Source organism: Anaerohalosphaeraceae bacterium (genome assembly GCA_035378985.1).
Lineage (GTDB): Bacteria > Planctomycetota > Phycisphaerae > Sedimentisphaerales > Anaerohalosphaeraceae > JAHDQI01.
In genome coordinates this window covers 1-18,596 of sequence record DAOSUR010000004.1, presented here as the reverse complement: position 1 = coordinate 18,596, position 18,596 = coordinate 1, and the positions used below count along the sequence as shown (strand labels likewise).

Below are 18,596 nucleotides of genomic sequence, written 5' to 3'. Positions count from 1 at the left end.
TACAATAAGAAACCCTTTGTAATTCCGTTCTGGCACACAAATTGCTTCGCTTCTCTGAAAAGATTGTCTCTTTCGTAAGGAGAACTTGTCTGTATGACTCAAACAGCCGGTATCGTAAATATACTAAATACAACCGTTGAGCCGTCTTTGCGGCCGGCCGGTTCAGAGACCGCGTTGAATGAAACGGCAGCAAAGAAAAAAAACCATCAAACTCACGAAACAGACGGAAACAAAGCCGAGTTTGGAGAGGCGGAAACTTTGTCGAGTCCATTCTTAACCGTCTTAAATAAAAAGATGGTCAGCGGGCAAGAAGATACAAAAACAGATGCAAAGAAAAAACAAAAACATGAAACCATATTTACAACAGCCAGCGCTGAAACAATCCTCTTATCCAAACCGCTCGACAATACCCCCCTTTCAGAGAAAACAACATTGAAACATCCAAAAGCAGCCGCATCATCAAAAGAACAGTCTTCTACAGAAAGATTGACTAAATTGCCCACACTGCCAAATCTTACTCAAAAAAGTCCTGCAGCTGATTCAACAACTCTTGACCGCATCAAAGTGCCCCAGAATGAAAATCCGAAATCGAAAAGTTCCTTCTCCTATCCTCTTCAACAAACTGCGGCATCAAGTACCAACAAAGAGATAAAGACTGACAATGTCCAGATTAAGCCGTCGCCTGAACCCCAAATAACCCTCCCTGACAAAACAGCCAAAGCACCCGATGTCATTCAAAACCTTCCCAAGGTCGCTTCCCAACCAATACAATTACCCCAGATCCCCTTAACAACAACCGTTCAGCGAGCCATTCCTCTCAGCAACCAGGAAAAGGCGGTTTCACAAAAAAAATCAGAATCTGTTGAAGCTTTGACTGAACCTCTATCAAAACCTCAAAAAATCAAAAGTTCTCTAAAATCCTCGAGCTCTTCGGATTCCTCCCAGAAAAAGGATGTCGTCAATGCCGAAATAGCCAATCCCTCACCAGTTCCGACACGAACAAATATTGGAGTCGAACAAAGTCCGCTCCGCCCGACCGCAACCCTTATCAATGCTGTCAAAGCATCTGATACCACAACAGAATTAACCCCTCCTCTTTCTGCTTCTCAGCAAGTCCTAAGAAATCTACAAAACGCTGTTCAAAATGATATCCAATCCATCCAAATTGCCCTCTCCCCGGAAGGATTGGGGTTGGTCAGAATTAAATTCGACAAAGTCGGAGATGAAATATCCGGTATTCTTGAAGTTCAAAAAGAACAAACCCGCCAAGAAATCGAAAAATCTCTGCCGAATATCCTCGCATCCCTCGAGAATCAGGGCATTCAGATACGGAAAATCGAAATCAGCCCATTAGCCAACCAGGAACAGAAACATACAAATTCCGAAAGCGCTTCCGATTGGAACCTGCGATATGAAATGCAGGAGGAACGTCAGCGCCGAACTCCAAATGCCGATTCCGCTTCCTCTCTGGAAGAACAGCCAAGAAAAACTGATTTAACCCCCGAAACAGAAAGAAGTTATCAAATACATCCGGATTCAAAAATCCTAAACCTGTTTATGTAGAGAAACGAACATTATCGTCAAAAAAGAACGCTTCTTTAACTTTTTTTCAATTTTTTCTTAAGTTTTTTAGATTCTTTTCGACAATAGGAATATATGGTACCGATTGACCCGATACAATTTGACATGAGCCAGCCGGTTCATCCGACTTCAGAACAGAAACACGGCAGCTCTGAAAAAACAGAAAAATCCCCTGTCAGACAAACCTTTCGATTTGATTTAGGGAATACTTATCAGCCCTATATCCAAAGGGCTCTAAACGAATCCTCCGAGACAAAAGGATTAAACTCCATTCTTGAAGCCCGAAAAGCCCTCGAACAGGGTGAATTGGACAGTCCTGAAGCCGCACGTCGGGCTGCCGAAGCAATTCTGCGCTTCGGTATATAAACCAGCCCCCCGCTTCTTTTTTCACTTTTTCCTTTCTACCCACTCGTCTTTTTTCCTAAAATTTTCCCTTCCAAACTATTCGTTTTTTCCCTTCGTCCGATAAAAAACGCACAGACCTTTTCTTTTCCTCAAAATAAAAGTTTTTTTCGGAACTTATTTTATAGGTCTAAAGAAGCTCGAAAAGTCTCCGATAATACCTTTGTCGTAAGCAAAAAAATGAACTCTTTATAGGAGATTGTCAGAGCACAACTCAAAAATCTGGTAAGGAGAAGTACCCATGTTAGCAATTAAAAACAACTTGATGGCGGAAAGCGCGGCAAGACATCTGGGCAAAAGCTACGATGCCCTCGCCCGGTCCGTCGAACGTCTTTCCTCCGGCCTGCGGATCAACAGTGCCAAGGACGATGCAGCTGGACTGGCTGTCCGAGAATTGATGCGGGCGGACATCGCCGTCATCAAACAGGGGTCCCGAAATGCGATGGACGCCATCAGCATGCTCCAGACGATGGAAGGAGCAATGGGCTCGATTGACGCCGTCCTTATCCGTATGAAAGAACTGGCGGAACAGGCCGCCACGGGCTCCTATTCGGAACAGCAGCGGAATATCATGAACAATGAGTTCCAGCAGATGATCGCCGAAATCCAGCGAATCGCCACCACCACCGAATTCAACAGCATCAATATGCTCAACAGTGCCACCGGCACCAACAGCATCCATTTCGGCGTCAACTCGTATATTCAGGTCACTTCCGTCGATGTGCGTCCGTCAAACCTCATTGACAGCGCCACAATTACCATTGCCGGAGCCGACGGAACAAATGCCCAGCAGGCCCTGGTTCTGGTCAACGAAGCCATCCAGCGAAAAGACAGCGCCCGAGCCAGCTTCGGTTATATGATGAACCGACTCGAAAGCACCAATGAAGTGCTCAACATTCAGGCCGAAAACCTGATGGCCGCTGAATCGCGAATCTCGGACGTGGATGTGGCCACAGAAATGGCGGCCCTCACTTGCAACCAGGTGCTGGCACAGGCCGGTGTGGCGATGCTGGCCCAGGCGAACACGATGCCCCAAATGGCACTGACCCTGCTGCGCGGATAATATGGGAGCTTCTTACCATGATGAGCGGCCGACAGGGTTTTGATCCGGACCCTGTCGGCCGGCATGGTAGAAAGCACTAACCGCAAAAACAAGCTGCAGAAACAGCTGAGGAGATTCCTATGAGCATCACCGAAATCTATCAGGAAACCGCCGTAACAACTCAGAACAAAGGACGATTGATCGTTCTGCTCTATGAAGGAGCCATTCGTTTCCTCCACCAGGCACGAACAGCCATTCAAAACGGAAACTTCACTCAAAAAGCCGCCTCGCTGGCCAAAGCGCGTGACATCATTTTTGAATTGAACCAGTCCCTCAATCTCGAACAAGGGGGCTCTCTGGCTCAAAACCTCCGCGGTCTCTACAACTTCCTCTGGCGGTATATCGGCCAGGCCGGAATCCAGAACAATACAGAAATGCTCGACAAAAGCATTCACATTCTTGAAGACCTCGCCTCGGCATGGCGAAAAGTCTGCTCCTGACAATCTCTCACAGCCCTGAAACATTTCCAACAAAAACCGGATAGTCCTCTATCCGGTTTTTTCATGCGCCGTTGTCAGGACAATTGTCAACTTGACCGGCGGAAGAAAATCGGATATAAGCGGACAGACTGATATCCATCGGAAGGATAGAAAATGAAAAAGAAAATCGTATGGTTCGCCCTGCTTGCCACCGGATTGGCAACCGGATTATCCTCCTGCCGCCTTGCTTTCTTGGGAAAGCAGTCTGCACCTTCCGTCGACCGTCTTTTCGATTTCCGGGAAATCACGCTTTCCAACGGATTGAAAGTCATCACGCTCGAAGACTTCTCCGCCCCGATAGTAACCGTTCAGGTCTGGTACCACGTCGGCTCCAAAGACGAAGACCCCGCTCGTCAGGGATTCGCCCATATGTTTGAACATATGATGTTCAAGGGAACAGACCGAGTCGGCCCCTCCGACCACTTCGAACTGCTGCGGAAAGTCGGAGCCCACACCAACGGCTACACAAGCTTCGACAAAACTGTCTATCTGCAGACCCTGCCTGCCGACCAGATTGAACTGGCTCTCTGGCTGGAAGCCGAACGGATGGCTTTTCTCAAAATTGACCAGAATGCCGTGGACACCGAACGCAAAGTGGTCGAAGAAGAATTGCGGATGCACGAGAACGAACCCTACGGCAATGTCTATAAAAAAGTAGCCGCCGCTCTTTTTACCGAACATCCCTACCGCTGGGTTCCCATCGGCAACATCGCCCATCTGCGGGCCGCCAGCGCCGCAGAAATGCGGCAGTTTTGGAGTCGGTACTACACCCCCAATAACGCCGTCCTGCTGATTGTTGGAGCTGTCAACCACAAAAAAGCCCAAACGCTGGCGGAACGGTATTTCGGCTGGATTCAGCCGCGGCCCCAGCCGCCCAAAGTCACTGTTCATGAACCTATGCCCCAAGGCCCCCGAGAACTGACAATTGAGGATGAAATTGCCCCCGCCCCGCTGGCCGGAATCGTTTGGCGAACGGTGCCGCACGGGCATCCGGATGAACTGCCGCTGGATTTCCTGGCCGCCATTCTCGGTGAAGGCAGCAGCAGCCGCCTCTACCGCCGGCTGGTCGCGGAAAACCAGACAGCCGTTCAAACAACGGCCTGGACCTACAATCTCGAACAAGACGGAGTTTTTGTCGCCGGCGGCATGCTCAATGAAAACCGTGATCCCAATCAGGTTCTTGCGTGCATCCGTTCCGAACTTGAGCGAATTATCTCCGAAGGCATCCGCCCGGAAGAACTCGAAAAAGCCCGAAACAACACCCTCAAAAAAGTGGTGGCTGAAAACTTAACCATCGAAAGCAAGGCCGAACTCCTCGGAACAGCTTCTATGATCCTCGGCGATACGTCCAGGGCCAATGACACCCTGCGCCGGATTCAGGCCGTAACAGCCGAGGATATCCGCCGCGTCGCCGAAACCTATTTGACAGAATCGCGTCAATTAACGGTCCGTGTTCTTCAGAACCAACTCGGCAAAAAAGATGACGAACTGGCTCCCTTGACGGCTCTGCGGGAGGAAACATCTCCGCCCCCCGGACGCTCTGGAGAAAAACGACCGTCGTATTTTCCCCAGACACCCCCGCTCAAGCCCATCCAGCCGGTGCGGCTCACGCCTCACTACGAGGAGCGTATTCTTGACAACGGCCTGAAAATTCTGGTGGTGCCCAATCACGAAGTGCCTTTCCTGAGCATCATGCTCGGTCTGCCTTACGGAAGCTGGTGTGAAAGCAAACCGGCCTCGGCCTCGATGGCATTTGCCATGCTCACCAAGGGCACGCTCCATTATACCGAAGCGGAACTGGCCGAAGAGCTCGAACGCCGCGCCATCACTCTGTCCGGACAGGCCTCCCTGGACGACGGCATTGTGTCCCTGAACTGTCTTTCCCAGCATACAGAAGATGCCGTCCGGCTGCTGGCCGAGGTTGTTCAAAATCCGTCCTTTGATCCAAACGAATTTGAAAAACTTCGCCGCCGGCAAATCGCCTCCTTATCGGTTCGCGAACAATCCCCTGATTACATAGCCGACCGGCAGCTCCAAAAAGAATTATTCGGGAACCATCCTTATGCACGAACACCGGAAGGACAAACCGAAGATTTGAACCGTCTGAACCCCCAGGATTTGCTCGGCTTTTGGAAACAATATGCTCGTCCCGAAAAAGCCGTTCTTATTTTTGCCGGAGACATCCGTCCGGAAAAGGCCTTCGCCCTCGCCCAAACTCATTTGGAAAGATGGAAAAATCCTTCTCCTCTTCCGGATATCACCCTGCCCCACATCCGGCCGATGTCTCCGCAGCATCTGTATCTGGTTCATCTGCCGGGGAGCTCTCAGGCACAAATCCGCATCGGCCAGCTCGGCATTACCCGGCATGACCAGCCCGACTACTTCATCAGCCGAATTGTCGGCAGCTATTTCGGCGGCTCTTTTAACAGCCGTCTGAATCAGGTTGTGCGGGTTGAAAAAGGATTGACTTACAGCATCTGGAGTACGTACCTCGCTTACAATCAGGCAGGAATGTTTACGATTCAAACCTTTACCAAAAACGATGCTGTCCAGCAGACAATCCAAACCATTTTTGACCTGATTGAGGACCTTCGAACCCGTCCGCCAACTCCCGATGAACTGCAGGATACCAAAACCTATATTGCCGGAACCTTCCTGCTTCGAAGAGAAACCCCTCAGCAGATTGCCGAAGACCTTTGGCTGATGGAGTCTCAAAATCTCGGCCGCGACTACCTCGATCGGCTCTTTGAAACCATCCGGACGGCCTCTGCAGAGGATTGCCTGGCATTGGCGAGAAAAACGATTAGACCTGAGCAGATGATTCTTGTTGTCGTCGGGGACGCAGGGGCTCTTAAGCCGTCCCTCGAATCCCTCGCCCCCATGACCTGCATCGGTCTGCCGGCAGCCCCCCCCTTACCCTGACCGAGCGGAGAAAAACCGCTTACTCAAATTCTTCATCCAGTTCCTCCGGCTCTTCGGCATCCTCCAGGGATTCCATCTCCACATCTTCATCAAAGGCCTCCACCTCCTCTTCCTGAACATCCTCATCCTCAAATTCACTGTCTCGTTCAATGTCAATCGGTCGGCGTTTGATGAAACCGGGACCATTTTCCTTCTCTTTCTGGCGGGCGTATTCCAGACTGTACCGAGTCCAGGGAATTGCATCCAGCCGCTCCTTCTCAATCGGAATTCCCAATCCTTCACAAATGCCGAAAGTGCCTTCTTCGATTCGATTGAGAGCCAGTTGAATCTCATGCAGAGTTCGTTTGGCTTCCTCCATCAGCTCCAAACTGAACTCCTGTTCAAAATTATCCGTTCCGATGTCCGCCAGATGAACCGGCATGCTCGAAATCTCCCCCCCGTCCTGGAACATATTCTGTTCAATACTTTGCAGGTCCGCCAAGACTTCCTTCTGCTTCTCCAGCAGCAGCTGCTTATATCGTTCCAGTTCGCGCTCGCTTAATTTTTTCGCCTTTTTCTTTCCCATAGATTCCTTCCTCATATTGCTAAACGGCAGGTCTGCTCCTGCTAATTTCCATCTTTTCGATCTTTCTTCAGAAAGAAACGGCGTGAAATTATAGAATGTTCTTTGTAAATCGCAACGGATATTCTAAAAAACTTCTTTATCTCAACATCCGGTCTTTTTTTTCGGCTTATTGTCTCCTGAATAAGTCCGCTTTCTGGGTTTCTGGATGAATTTTTCAAATTTTTTCTTGCCCCCCTCCTGAAGGGGGATAAAATTTCTCCGTTACCATAAGAATATGACAAATAAGAAGAACCTCTTTTCCAGGAGAGTACGGGAATGCTCAATCTTGTACCGACGCGGATGTTTTTAACGAAAGGGGTCGGCCGGCATAAATACCGCCTAAAATCCTTCGAAGAAGCCCTTCGAGATGCGGGCGTAGCCCAGCAGAATCTCGTGCAGGTCTCCTCCATTTTGCCTCCCTATTGCCGGATTATCAGCCGCAATGAAGGGCTCAAACTCCTTGTCCCGGGAGCCATCAGCTTCTGCGTCCTGGCTCGGTGTGATACCAACGAACACGGCCGTCTGATTGCCTCCTCCGTCGGCATCGCTGTCCCCAAGCAAAAGAGCAACTGGGGCTACTTAAGCGAAGTGCACGGCTACGGAATGAACAAACGCGAAGCGGAAGATATGGCCGAAGACCTGGCAGCCGGCATGCTCGGAACAACGCTCGGATACGAAGTAGATCCCGACAAGGCTTGGTCAGAAAAAGAGCAGGCCTACAAATCCAGCGGCCTGTTCATTAAAACAACCAACATTACCCAGACCGCTCGCGGTGTCAAAGACCTTTGGACGACTACGGTTGCCATTGCCGTCTTTCTATTTGATTAAAAAAGGAACAGTTTTGTCAAAAATCAGGGATTTTTGGGCAGTCGTCCAAAAATCCCTTTTTCCTTGTCGGGAGACCCACAATGACAAATGGTTTCTCCTTTGGAGATTTCGAACCTCGCTTTACCGATTTCCGGACTGCTCAAATCGTCATCCTGCCGGTTCCGTATGACCAAACCAGCACGTGGATAAAAGGAGCCGACAAGGGACCTGAAGCGATTTTAAAGGCATCGAAAAATCTGGAGTTTTACGACATCCTTACCGACTCGGAGGTCTTCCGCAAAGGAATTGCCACGGATGCGCCTGTTCAGGATTGTCCAACCCCCGAGGAAATGGTCGAACAGGTTCGCCGAAGAATGCTCGGCTATTTTCAAAAGGGCAAATTTCCGGTTGTTTTAGGCGGGGAACATTCTGTTTCCATCGGCGCATTTCAGGCCGCCGCTCAAACGTTCTCCAACCTGACCGTTCTGCAGCTGGATGCCCACGCCGACACCCGCGAAAAGTACGAAGGGTCCATCTACAATCATGCCTGTGTGATGGCTCGAGCCAGAGAACTGTGCCCGATCGTTCAGGCAGGCATCCGAAGCATGGACTCCTGCGAAAAACCGGCTTTGGACAAAACCAGAGTCTTCTTTGCTCATCAAATTGCCGCCGATCCGCAGCGGCGCTGGATGGATGCCCTGCTTTCTTTGCTGACGGACAATGTCTATCTGACTATCGACCTGGATGTTTTTGACCCGTCCCTGATGCCCGCTACCGGCACTCCCGAACCGGGCGGTCTGGGATGGTATGACGTCATTTCCTTAATCGAACAGGTCTGCAAAAACCGGAACGTAATTGGACTGGATGTGGTCGAACTTTGTCCGCGAGAACATTTGTGGGCCTGCGATTTCCTGGCGGCCAAGCTGATTTATCAAACCCTCAGCATTCGTTTCAGGGATTAGACGGCTCCAGCGAGGCCTCTTCCGCAGCCCACAAAGTCAAATACGAGCGCCAATCCGTCCACTGCCGCTCCAGCAGTTCGATTCGCTCAGGACGGAGCCCGAGGACCTCCGACAAAGAGGAGTCTCCGAAAATCTCAGACTGTTCCTTCTCAAAAATCTGATAAATGACCTTGTCTGTCTGGTCAATCTGACCGTCCTCGTTCAAATCATACCACCACGGATTGTCCCGGGTGCGGTCCGGTCCAACAGACCACGCCAAACCGACCGGACGTCCTTGACTTCTCTGGGCCGCCTGCGGCTGACTGAACCGCACCACCAATTCATACGACGCCGCTTCTTCCGGAAGCCGGACATAAAGATGTTCAACCGTATCCACGGGACTATCACTGACGTCCGCCAGAATCTTCTCCGACTGATTGGGGTCTATCCTCCACAATTCCAGCCGCAAATCTCCGTCTTCTTCCGGCAAAGGCCGAAACGGAAATCGCTCCTCAAAAGCACGATTCCAAACCGCCGTAGCAGTCAAATAGAGTTCCTGTTCTGCCGGAACCGAAATGGAATAAACCGCCTCCGGATGGTCTGCATTCAAAATCGGATTGTCCCAGCCCTTCCAGCCCCCCTCTTCCGGACGGGAGCCTTCCGTTAAAAGTGCATAGGCCTCTTTGGCATCCAGAAGCCCCGCCCCCTGCAGCCAATCCAGCGGCACAACAACATCATCGTCCCGCCCGGGCCGTCCCTTATGCCACCACGGCAGCTTTCTCGCCGAGGTCAATAAAAGAGCCCGCAGAACGCAGTTCCGAGTTTCCGGTCGGACTCGTTCCGCCATCGCCGGCGTCTGATAAATCTTCTGAAACAGCAGAGCTGCCGTCCCGGAAACCAGGGGGGTAGCCAGACTGGAGTAGTCACCGGCGATTTCATAGGTTGAGGTATCATACGCCGACGGCACGAGAGCACGTCCCGGTGCCACAAGGTCCGGCTTGCTGCGGCCGTCCGCCGTGGGGCCGAAACTGGAAATCTGCCGATGCGGCGACGAGAAAAATCTCAAACTCGGTGTTCCATCGGGTTCTACCTGTGATTGAACGACTCCCACCGCTAAAACATTGGCCCCGCCGGCCGGATACAATACACGGTCTGAAACTCGAAGCCCGTTTCCCGCTGAAGCCACCACCAGAACCCCCGTCTTTCGGGCCAGCCGCTCAATCCCCCGCGTCCACCAATCTTCGTAAAAATCCCCCAAACTGAGCGTGAGCACATCGGCCGAAAACGGCTTGTCGCCGAAAATCGTCAAGCTCACAAACCGCCAAAACTCAAAAACCTCCACCGTCGCATCCGGACAGACGCCTTTATAAACAAAAGGCCCTGTCAAAGGATGATTTCCCTGAAAATCCAGACCGATTAAAAGTCCCCCGACCGCCGTTTCATGAGGCGAAAGACCGTACAATCCATCCGAGCCGTCCTCAAAAAAGACACGCCCCCCCCGCAGGCTCTGATGGGCCATGTTCAAGCGATAATCATCCTGCGGCAGTCCGTTCACATACATCATCGAACGGCAGACAGCCGCAACGGCAACGTCGGAACCCGTTAAATTCGGTTCGTTTTCCTGCAAATCCCGAATCCCGCAATAGGCAAACGAAGCGGGCTGGATAGGCACCCTCAGTAAGGATTCTTCAGACGCAAAAGCCGAAAAAACCAACCCCGCTAAAAGCAGGAAACTCAAACGGATAGATTGTTGAATCTTTCCGGACATCCTTTTTCCGAAACTTTTCTGAAACAAAACCCCTCGATAATAATTCATAATCATTGTACCACAATCGGCGATACCCCTGCAACAGATTCATTCTTTCTATCTTCGATAAAAAACATCCGATAATATTCAGCTTCCATCCCAAATTCCGAGAACTTCTTGCTTTGCAAACGTCGGTTTGCTATACTTACGTCCGATAGAAAGCAGAAATCAATGCAGTTGACCCTAATTTGTGAAAAGGGGTGCAATGAGAGTCCTGCTTAACGAAGCACAAATAAGCCAAATACTGGATTCCATCAGTCAAGATATTGCTTCTGACCTCGGTTCCAATAATAATCTGGTGATTATCGGGATTCGGAGCCGCGGTGAAATTCTTGCTCAGCGTCTCCAGAAGCGGCTCAGTGAACGGCTCGGCAAGGAAATCCCTTGCGGGACGCTGGATATCACCCTATACAGAGATGACATCCACGATCCTCAAAACGCCGTTCCCTCCCGGGTACGGACTACTGAAATCAATTTTGACATCCACCAGACCACTGTTTTGCTGGTGGATGATGTGCTTCACACCGGACGCTCCGTCCGGGCAGCATTGGATGCCCTGACGGATTTAGGCAGACCCAAAGCCATTCGGCTGGCGGTCCTGGTCGATCGCGGCAGCCGGGAACTGCCGATTCGCGCAGATTATGTCGGCATTCGTGTTGACGTTAACCCTGAAGAGCGTGTTCAGGTGCTTTTGAAGGAAACAGACCAAATCGAGCAGGTTTTAGTCGAGTAATTCTGTGAACCAGACAACGAAAACGGATTTTCAATGGCGGCGAAAACACCTCCTCGGTCTGCGAGACCTCAGCCGAAAAGAAATCGAATTTATATTGGACACCGCCCGCGGTTTTGAAGAATTCAGCACCCGTTCCATCAAAAAAGCCCCGGCTTTACGCGGCAAAGTGGTGGTCAATATGTTCTTTGAAGACAGCACACGCACGCGAAACAGCTTTACGCTCGCCGCCAGCCGGCTCAGTGCCGATGTCATCGAATTCACCAAAACGTCCAGTTCCGTCAACAAGGGGGAAACCCTGATTGACACGGCCCGCAATCTCGAAGCCATGGGGGTTGACATTGTCGTAATTCGGCACAATGCAGGCGGAGCACCTCATCTGCTCAGCCGGTCCATTAAGGCCTGTGTCATCAATGCCGGCGACGGTTTCCACGAACATCCGACCCAGGCCCTGCTGGATGCCTATACCATCCGCCAAATCAAAGGGGCTCTGGAAGGTCTGAAAATCGGGATTGTCGGCGACATTGCACATTCCCGGGTCGCCCGCAGCAATATCCACGCCCTGACGAAACTGGGAGCAGAAGTGATTTTAGTCGGTCCTCCGACCCTGATGCCCGCTCAGGTGCAGAACCTGCCCGTTCAGGTCTCTTACAGTCTGGATGCCGTCATCGACAAGCTCGATGTCATCAACATGCTTCGCATCCAATTCGAACGGCTCGGCGGAAATCTCTTCCCCTCCGTACGAGAATATTCTCACTTCTACGGCCTGACTGTCGAGCGGCTCAAGAAAGCCAAACCGGATATTCTGGTTATGCACCCCGGTCCGCTGAACCGCGGGCTGGAAATTGAATCCGAAGTGGCCGATGGCCCCAACAGCGTCATTCTGCGTCAGGTCTCCAACGGCCTGGCAATTCGAATGGCCGTGCTGTTTCTGGTCAATCAAGCCGCTGTTCTTGAAGCCAAGGACTCACATCCATGAAAGAAACCGCCGCACCTTCCATTCTGATTCGAAACGGACGACTCATTGACCCGGCCAACGGCGTGGACCGGATTGCCGATCTGCTCGTCGCCGATGGGAAAGTCAGCCAAATCGGACGCCTTCCTGCCAAAGCCGACATCCTCATTGATGCCTCCGGCAAAATTGTTTCCCCCGGTCTGATTGACCTGCACGTGCATTTTCGCGAACCGGGCGACGAGGAAGAAGAAACCATTGCTTCCGGCTCCGCCGCCGCCGTAGCAGGCGGATTTACCTCTGTTGTCTGTATGCCCAACACCAATCCGCCTATCGACAATGCCACCAGTGTCGAGTATGTCCATCGAATGGGGCGGCAAGCCCGAAAAACCTTCATCTATGTGATGGGCACACTCACCAAAGGACGAGCCGGAGAAGAATTATCTGAAATGGGGCTGATGGCCCAGGCCGGCGCCATCGGCTTCACGGACGACGGCAGCGGAGTTCAGAACGCCGCTGTGATGCTCCGGGCTCTCAAGTATGCCTCGATGTTCAACCGGGTGGTCGCCCAGCATTGTCAGGATGATTCGCTGGCCCGCGGCGGGGTGATGAACGCCGGCTACAACGCCACCCTTCTCGGACTTCCGGGGATGGACCCCCTCGCTGAGGAAATGATGCTCTGGCGAGACATCCAACTGGTTAAAAAAACCAAAACTCGATATCACGCCCAGCACATTTCCACCGCCGGCTCCATACAGCTGATTCGCCAGGCCAAACAGGAAGGCCTGCCTATCAGCTGCGAGGTGACTCCGCATCATCTCTTGCTGACGGAAGAGCATCTGAAGGATTATGATACCAATTATAAGGTCAATCCGCCCCTGCGGACTCTAGCCGATGTGGAAGCCCTTCGGCGAGCCGTCCAGGAAGGATTGATTGATGCACTGGCTACGGACCATGCCCCCCATCTGAAAAGCGAAAAAGAACTCGAATTCCTGGCGGCGCCTTTCGGCATCGCCTCGCTTGAATGCACCCTGCCTCTGTACCGCAAAGCTCTGATTGACCCGGGTATCATTGACTGGCCGCAGCTGCTCGCCATGCTTACATATCGACCCGCCCGCGTTCTGAACATCAGCAAAGGCACCCTCGGACTCGGTGACCGGGCGGACATTGCCATCATTGATCCGGATGCCGAATGGACAATTGACCCCAATCGCTTCTTCTCCAAAAGCCACAACTGTCCCTATATCGGCTGGACAGTAAAAGGCAAAGTTCTCTATACCATCGTAGCCGGAGAAATCCGCTACTGTGCCGACGGGTATTCTCCATGCCCCTGCTGATTGACGGCTACAACCTGCTGCGGGTGATTCAGCGACAGGAAGCCATGGCCGGTCTGGATGAAGCCGGTCTGATTCGCATCCTGACTGAATATCTCCGCCGCACCCGCAATCGCGGTCAGATTATCTTCGACGGCATCGGCCCTCCGGACAAAACCGGACTGGCCGGCTTCAGCAATATTGAGGTCCTCTTCTCCGGCTCCTTCCGGGATGCCGACACCCTCATTGAAGAAAAAATCCAGACCTGCAGTGCCCCCCGCTCGCTGGTTGTCATCAGCAGCGACCTTCGTCTGGTTGCCGCGGCAAAACGCCGAAAAGCGGCACCCGTTCGGTCAGAAATCTTCTGGGACATGGTCGGCAGACTCCTCGAGAAGGAACCGCCCCGCCCCGAACCCAAAGAAAAAAGACAGGGCATCAGCCGGGCCGAAACCCAGCAGTGGCTTGACCTGTTCAACCTTGATTCGTAGGTGTTTTTTCAGCTGAAATAGGCCTTCAATACATACTGCTGCATCATCCGCTGGGTATTAAAGAAAGAACCGTTCAGGGCAATCGCGTGCAGCATTACCTTGCGGAACTGAAGCGGTGTTTTGTAATAAACATACAGGACTTTCTCCAGTTTTTCATAGAGCGATTCGGCATCTTTTTGGCGGTCCTGCGGCACTTCCGCCTGCCGATGATTCTCCCCGATTGCCCAGCCCGTCACCCCTTCAATACATCCTTCAATCCACCAGCCGTCCAGCACGCTCAAAGAAGGCACGCCGTTCAGCGCGGCCTTCATTCCGCTGGTGCCCGAGGCCTCCAGCGGCGGCTGCGGCGTATTCAGCCAGACATCCACTCCTGCCGTAATCAGCCGCCCCATCGCCATATCATAATTGGGCAGATAGGCCGTCCGCACCTCCGGCACCAGCTCCCCGCGAGCGGAAAAAATCCGGCGAATCAGCTCCTTGCCCTCGAAATCATTCGGATGGGCCTTGCCGGCAAAAATGATTTGCAGCCGCCCGCCCTTGCGGCACAGCGATTTCAGCCGGCGCCGGTCGCTGAATATCAAATCCGCACGCTTATAACTGGTCGCCCGCCGCGCAAACCCCAGCGTCAGCGTTTCCGCATCCATTCCGGCATTGGTTTCCCGATTCACAAAAGTCACCAGCCGCCGTTTGTTCTGAAGGTGCGCTTCCCACGCCTCTTCTGAAGGAACGCTCAACGCATACCGGAGACTAAAATTGTCTTCCCGCCAGCCCGGAATATATTTATCAAACAACTCCGCAAACGGCTCCGAAGTCCACCGAGCCGCGTGAACCCCGTTGGTAATCGCATCAATCTCATACCCCCCGAACATATGTCGGGAAACCTCCCCATGCTTTTTCGCCACCCCGTTGACATAATGGCTCAGATTCAGCGCCAAATACGTCATATTCAGCATATCGCCGCAGCAGAAAACATTGTTCAGCGAAAACGCTTCCTGCTGACCGAGCACCTGCCGAACCAAATCCATCGGAAACTGGTCGTGACCGGCCGCCACGGGCGTATGGGTCGTAAACACACACTGCCGACGCACGGCGGCAATATCTTCCTCGCTGATGGTCTGTCCGTTCCGTTTCCGCTTCTGCTCCTCCAGCAGCTCCAGCGTCAGAAGACTGGCATGCCCTTCATTCATATGGAAACGCTCGAGCTGCTCATAGCCGAGAGCCCGCAGCATCCGCACCCCTCCGATGCCCAGCACGACCTCCTGACAAAGCCGATACCGCTTGTCTTTCCCGTACAGATAATCCGTCAGCTCACGGTCCTGCGGTGCGTTGACTTCCAAATCGGTATCCAGAAAATAAACCGGCACAATATACCCGCCGATTCCCCTGGCTTCATATTTCCAGCAGCGAATCTGAACCGTTCGTCCTTCAATCACGACACTCACGCGGGGCGGCATTTCCTCCAGAAAATCCTCAACGGTCCAGATAACCGGTTCCTCAATCTGCCGGCCGTCCTCCGTCAGTTTTTGGAAAAAATAGCCCTTTCGATGAACCAGCGAAACCGCCGCCATCGGCACTTCCGCATCCGCCGCCGCCAGGATTGTATCCCCGGCCAGTACTCCCAATCCCCCGCTGTAGGTCGGCATCGCTTCTTCAATCCCGATTTCCATCGAAAAATAGGCAATCTTCCGGTCCTGAATCAAGGGAACCTCCTTATTCTGCCTTGGCATTTCGAGTATTTACTTGCCTACAATCTATAATCATCCTACTCCCGTCCGGACCTCTCGTCAAATGACAAGAAAGATTTTCTCTCAAAGAACTGAAAGCCCTTGACGTCCGCATCGACAGATTTTATATTGAGAAGAAAGTTTATCGGATCAGTTTGAACAGGTCCTTTGTCCTCTACCAGCAAAAAGGACAAAAATTGTTTTTCAGGAAAAGCGAGGGAACGTATGCAGGATAAAATCGGTTCTGCTGCCGGACAAATCTGGAAAATGCTCGCTGCTGCCAAAGCCCCTGTCAATATCACAGATATCCCCAAACGGACGAATCTGCCTGCTCAGATTGCCTTCCAGGGACTCGGCTGGCTGGCCCGAGAAGGAAAACTCGAATACCAGCAAAAAGGACGGTCTATTTACGTAGCGCTTTGCTCTGCAGAATACGTCAGCTGACCTTCCAAAAACGAACAAGCTTTTTACGTTCAAAAATCCTTTTCGAGGTGTTTCAAAAGGCACGGGAAAACAGCATGCTGTGTTCTGTCATTTCGTTCGAAAGCGTTCTTTCTCCGATTCATCCGGTCTTCATCTTGGTAAAAGAAAACTTGACTTCTTAAGCATCCTCAGTACACTGCTCCTTTTTTCAACCCAGAGACAATAGGAAAAATATGTGGTTTCCTGAACAAATACGAAATGTTGCCATTATTGCCCACGTGGACCATGGCAAAACCACGCTGGTGGACCAGCTGCTCTACCAGTCCGGGATGTTTCGCGAAAGCGAACTGGATAAACTGGCCGGCGGCCAGCACGGTCTGATTATGGACTCCAATCCCCTCGAACGGGAACGAGGCATTACCATTTTTAGCAAAAACTGCGCCATCGAATATACAGACCCGGAAGGGAAAGAATACAAAATCAACATCATGGATACCCCCGGGCACGCCGATTTCGGCGGCGAAGTCGAGCGGGTGCTGAAAATGGCCGACGGCGTTCTGCTGCTGGTCGATGCCTTCGACGGCCCAATGCCGCAAACCCGTTTTGTTCTTTCCAAAGCCCTGGCCCATAAGCTCAAACCCATCGTCGTCATCAACAAGGTGGATCGTCCCGATGCCCGGCCGAACGATGTTCTGAATGAGGTGTTTGACTTGTTTGTCTCCCTCAATGCAGACAACGAGGCCCTCGACTTCCCCGTCCTGTACGCCTCCGCCCGATACGGCTGGGCTGTCAGAGAACTCGACCAGCCCCGGCAGAACATGGAGCCGATTTTTCGAGCCATCATCGAAGAGGTTCCTGCTCCCAAGGCCGACACCGAAGCTCCGTTGCAAATGCTTGTGACGGCTGTCGATTACTCAGACTACGTGGGACGCATCGCCATCGGACGTCTTTTTGCCGGACGGGCGGTACAGGCCGGTATGGTCACAGTCATTGATAACGAAGGCAAACATACCCAGCAGAAAATCGTCCAGCTTTATACATTCAGCGGCCTGGGCAAAAAACCGTGCCTGGAAGTCAGCGCGGGGGATATCTGCGCCATCGCCGGGCTTGACCCGGTCGAAATCGGCAACACCATCGCCTGTCCGGACCGTCCCTCCGCCCTGCCGGTCATCGCGGTGGATGAACCCACGATGCATATGACCTTCCGCATCAACGACGGCCCCTTTGCCGGCCGAGAAGGCAAATACGTAACAACACGTCACCTCAAAGAGCGGCTGGAAAAGGAACTGCAGACCAATGTCGCCTTGCGCGTTGAACCCGGCGAAACCCCCGATGAATTTAAAGTCTCCGGACGCGGGCTGATGCATCTGGGTATCCTGCTCGAAAATATGAGACGGGAAGGGTATGAACTGTGTGTCGGAAAGCCCGAAGTCATCATCCGCATCATCGACGGCATCCATCAGGAACCGATGGAGCAGTTGTTTATCGACTGCCCGATCGACTGCCAGAATGCCGTGATGGCTCTGCTGGGCGAACGCCGGGCCGAACTGCTCACGGTGGAAGGAAAAACCGGCACCAGCGATTATATTCAGATGCGTTTTAAGATTCCCTCCCGCGGGCTCTTCGGGCTCCATCCGCGTTTGATGACCGCCACACAGGGACGGGCCTCCATCCATCACAGTTTCGACGGCTATGAACCGATGCGGGGCTCCATTCCGCAGCGGCAGGCCGGCGTAATGATTGCCACCGAAGCCGGCACAGTAACCGCCTATGCGCTGGATGCCCTCTTTGACCGCGGCACCTTTTTTGTCAAACCCGGTGACCAGGTCTATGAAGGCCAGATTGTCGGAGAGCACTGCAAAGACAACGACATCCCGGTCAATCCGACCAAGACCAAAAACCTGACCAACATCCGCGCTTCTTCCAAGGACGACGCCGCCCGGGTCAAACCACCGCGAATTCTGTCCCTCGAGGCCGCCCTCGAATACATTCAGGATGATGAACTCGTGGAAATCACTCCGGCCGCCATCCGCCTGCGCAAACGCCTCCTGAAAGAGGCCGACCGCCGACGCCACGCCCGAAAAAAATAATCAGTATTCCTCCTCCTTCCGGCTGAACCTCGATTTGACTGAACCAATAAAAAAAGCCCTGTCGAAACCGACAGGGCTTTGAAAGACCAACAGTTGATACCGTAAGCAGCGAGGATCGCCTGACTTATTCACGGCCGTTGAAAAAGGCAGAATTGCCCCGACCGAGTCTAAGTTATCCCTTAGAAAGGAGGTGATCCAGCCGCAGGTTCCCCTACGGCTACCTTGTTACGA

The 18,596-nt window shown here is 52.4% G+C and carries 16 protein-coding genes; 13 read left to right on the top strand and 3 right to left on the bottom strand.

Annotation, left to right across the window (positions count from 1 at the left end; genetic code table 11):
• Positions 1-93: 93 nt before the first annotated feature.
• The 5 genes from PKY88_04420 to PKY88_04400 all read left to right on the top strand — a co-directional run bounded on the left by PKY88_04420 (position 94) and on the right by PKY88_04400 (position 6,486).
• Positions 94-1,563 carry a flagellar hook-length control protein FliK gene (locus PKY88_04420; GenBank protein ID HOQ04437.1) on the top strand — a complete coding sequence of 490 codons (1,470 nt, stop codon included), beginning with the start codon at positions 94-96 and terminating at the stop codon, positions 1,561-1,563.
• 93 nt (positions 1,564-1,656) lie between these two features.
• Complete coding sequence (locus tag PKY88_04415) at positions 1,657-1,947, top strand: hypothetical protein (GenBank protein ID HOQ04436.1); 291 nt, start codon at positions 1,657-1,659, stop codon at positions 1,945-1,947.
• A gap of 277 nt (positions 1,948-2,224) precedes the next feature.
• The gene (locus PKY88_04410; GenBank protein ID HOQ04435.1) at positions 2,225-3,046 is read left to right on the top strand and encodes a flagellin; all 822 of its coding nucleotides are present in this window, start codon (positions 2,225-2,227) and stop codon (positions 3,044-3,046) included.
• 119 nt (positions 3,047-3,165) lie between these two features.
• On the top strand, positions 3,166-3,525 hold the full coding sequence (gene fliS / locus PKY88_04405) for a flagellar export chaperone FliS (GenBank protein HOQ04434.1): 360 nt from the start codon (positions 3,166-3,168) through the stop codon (positions 3,523-3,525).
• Positions 3,526-3,678: 153 nt separating this feature from the next.
• Complete coding sequence (locus PKY88_04400; protein HOQ04433.1) at positions 3,679-6,486, top strand: pitrilysin family protein; 2,808 nt, start codon at positions 3,679-3,681, stop codon at positions 6,484-6,486.
• A gap of 19 nt (positions 6,487-6,505) precedes the next feature.
• On the opposite strand, the gene PKY88_04395 is transcribed toward PKY88_04400, so the two are convergent.
• A complete protein-coding gene (locus tag PKY88_04395; protein ID HOQ04432.1) occupies positions 6,506-7,051 on the bottom strand; it encodes a hypothetical protein in 546 nt (181 codons plus the stop codon).
• 315 nt (positions 7,052-7,366) lie between these two features.
• On the opposite strand from PKY88_04395, the gene PKY88_04390 reads away from it, so the two are divergent.
• Both PKY88_04390 and speB read left to right on the top strand, forming a co-directional pair.
• The gene (locus PKY88_04390; GenBank protein HOQ04431.1) at positions 7,367-7,918 is read left to right on the top strand and encodes an arginine decarboxylase, pyruvoyl-dependent; all 552 of its coding nucleotides are present in this window, start codon (positions 7,367-7,369) and stop codon (positions 7,916-7,918) included.
• 80 nt (positions 7,919-7,998) lie between these two features.
• Positions 7,999-8,859, top strand: coding sequence for an agmatinase (gene speB, locus PKY88_04385; protein HOQ04430.1), 861 nt, complete (start codon positions 7,999-8,001; stop codon positions 8,857-8,859).
• Here speB and PKY88_04380 read toward each other — a convergent pair.
• On the bottom strand, positions 8,849-10,606 hold the full coding sequence (locus PKY88_04380; GenBank protein HOQ04429.1) for a S8 family serine peptidase: 1,758 nt from the start codon (positions 10,604-10,606) through the stop codon (positions 8,849-8,851). The genes speB and PKY88_04380 overlap by 11 nt on opposite strands.
• A gap of 244 nt (positions 10,607-10,850) precedes the next feature.
• Between PKY88_04380 and pyrR the strand changes: the two genes are divergently transcribed.
• The 4 genes from pyrR to PKY88_04360 are packed head-to-tail and all read left to right on the top strand — an operon-like array spanning position 10,851 to position 14,128.
• On the top strand, positions 10,851-11,378 hold the full coding sequence (gene pyrR / locus PKY88_04375; protein HOQ04428.1) for a bifunctional pyr operon transcriptional regulator/uracil phosphoribosyltransferase PyrR: 528 nt from the start codon (positions 10,851-10,853) through the stop codon (positions 11,376-11,378).
• 4 nt (positions 11,379-11,382) lie between these two features.
• On the top strand, positions 11,383-12,354 hold the full coding sequence (locus tag PKY88_04370; GenBank protein HOQ04427.1) for an aspartate carbamoyltransferase catalytic subunit: 972 nt from the start codon (positions 11,383-11,385) through the stop codon (positions 12,352-12,354).
• A complete protein-coding gene (locus PKY88_04365) occupies positions 12,351-13,664 on the top strand; it encodes a dihydroorotase (GenBank protein ID HOQ04426.1) in 1,314 nt (437 codons plus the stop codon). The genes PKY88_04370 and PKY88_04365 overlap by 4 nt, the downstream gene beginning before the upstream one ends.
• A complete protein-coding gene (locus tag PKY88_04360) occupies positions 13,652-14,128 on the top strand; it encodes an NYN domain-containing protein (GenBank protein HOQ04425.1) in 477 nt (158 codons plus the stop codon). Before PKY88_04365 ends, PKY88_04360 begins: the two co-directional genes overlap by 13 nt.
• Before the next feature lie 8 nt (positions 14,129-14,136).
• On the opposite strand, the gene glgP is transcribed toward PKY88_04360, so the two are convergent.
• A complete protein-coding gene (gene glgP / locus PKY88_04355; GenBank protein ID HOQ04424.1) occupies positions 14,137-15,828 on the bottom strand; it encodes an alpha-glucan family phosphorylase in 1,692 nt (563 codons plus the stop codon).
• A 249-nt stretch (positions 15,829-16,077) separates the two neighbouring features.
• Between glgP and PKY88_04350 the strand changes: the two genes are divergently transcribed.
• Together PKY88_04350 and typA are read left to right on the top strand one after the other, a co-directional pair.
• Positions 16,078-16,296 carry a winged helix-turn-helix domain-containing protein gene (locus PKY88_04350; protein HOQ04423.1) on the top strand — a complete coding sequence of 73 codons (219 nt, stop codon included), beginning with the start codon at positions 16,078-16,080 and terminating at the stop codon, positions 16,294-16,296.
• Positions 16,297-16,508: 212 nt separating this feature from the next.
• Positions 16,509-18,365, top strand: coding sequence for a translational GTPase TypA (gene typA, locus PKY88_04345; GenBank protein ID HOQ04422.1), 1,857 nt, complete (start codon positions 16,509-16,511; stop codon positions 18,363-18,365).
• The last annotated feature ends 231 nt before the right edge of the window (positions 18,366-18,596 follow it).

Coding starts and splice junctions, on each gene's coding strand:
- PKY88_04360 (HOQ04425.1), top strand. CDS start 13,652: ATGCCCCTGCTGATTGACGGCTACAACCTGCTGCGGGTGATTCAGCGA.
- speB (HOQ04430.1), top strand. CDS start 7,999: ATGACAAATGGTTTCTCCTTTGGAGATTTCGAACCTCGCTTTACCGAT.
- typA (HOQ04422.1), top strand. CDS start 16,509: ATGTGGTTTCCTGAACAAATACGAAATGTTGCCATTATTGCCCACGTG.
- PKY88_04380 (HOQ04429.1), bottom strand. CDS start 10,606: ATGTCCGGAAAGATTCAACAATCTATCCGTTTGAGTTTCCTGCTTTTA.
- PKY88_04415 (HOQ04436.1), top strand. CDS start 1,657: ATGGTACCGATTGACCCGATACAATTTGACATGAGCCAGCCGGTTCAT.
- PKY88_04390 (HOQ04431.1), top strand. CDS start 7,367: ATGCTCAATCTTGTACCGACGCGGATGTTTTTAACGAAAGGGGTCGGC.
- PKY88_04350 (HOQ04423.1), top strand. CDS start 16,078: ATGCAGGATAAAATCGGTTCTGCTGCCGGACAAATCTGGAAAATGCTC.
- PKY88_04400 (HOQ04433.1), top strand. CDS start 3,679: ATGAAAAAGAAAATCGTATGGTTCGCCCTGCTTGCCACCGGATTGGCA.
- fliS (HOQ04434.1), top strand. CDS start 3,166: ATGAGCATCACCGAAATCTATCAGGAAACCGCCGTAACAACTCAGAAC.
- PKY88_04410 (HOQ04435.1), top strand. CDS start 2,225: ATGTTAGCAATTAAAAACAACTTGATGGCGGAAAGCGCGGCAAGACAT.
- PKY88_04365 (HOQ04426.1), top strand. CDS start 12,351: ATGAAAGAAACCGCCGCACCTTCCATTCTGATTCGAAACGGACGACTC.
- PKY88_04420 (HOQ04437.1), top strand. CDS start 94: ATGACTCAAACAGCCGGTATCGTAAATATACTAAATACAACCGTTGAG.
- PKY88_04395 (HOQ04432.1), bottom strand. CDS start 7,051: ATGGGAAAGAAAAAGGCGAAAAAATTAAGCGAGCGCGAACTGGAACGA.
- pyrR (HOQ04428.1), top strand. CDS start 10,851: ATGAGAGTCCTGCTTAACGAAGCACAAATAAGCCAAATACTGGATTCC.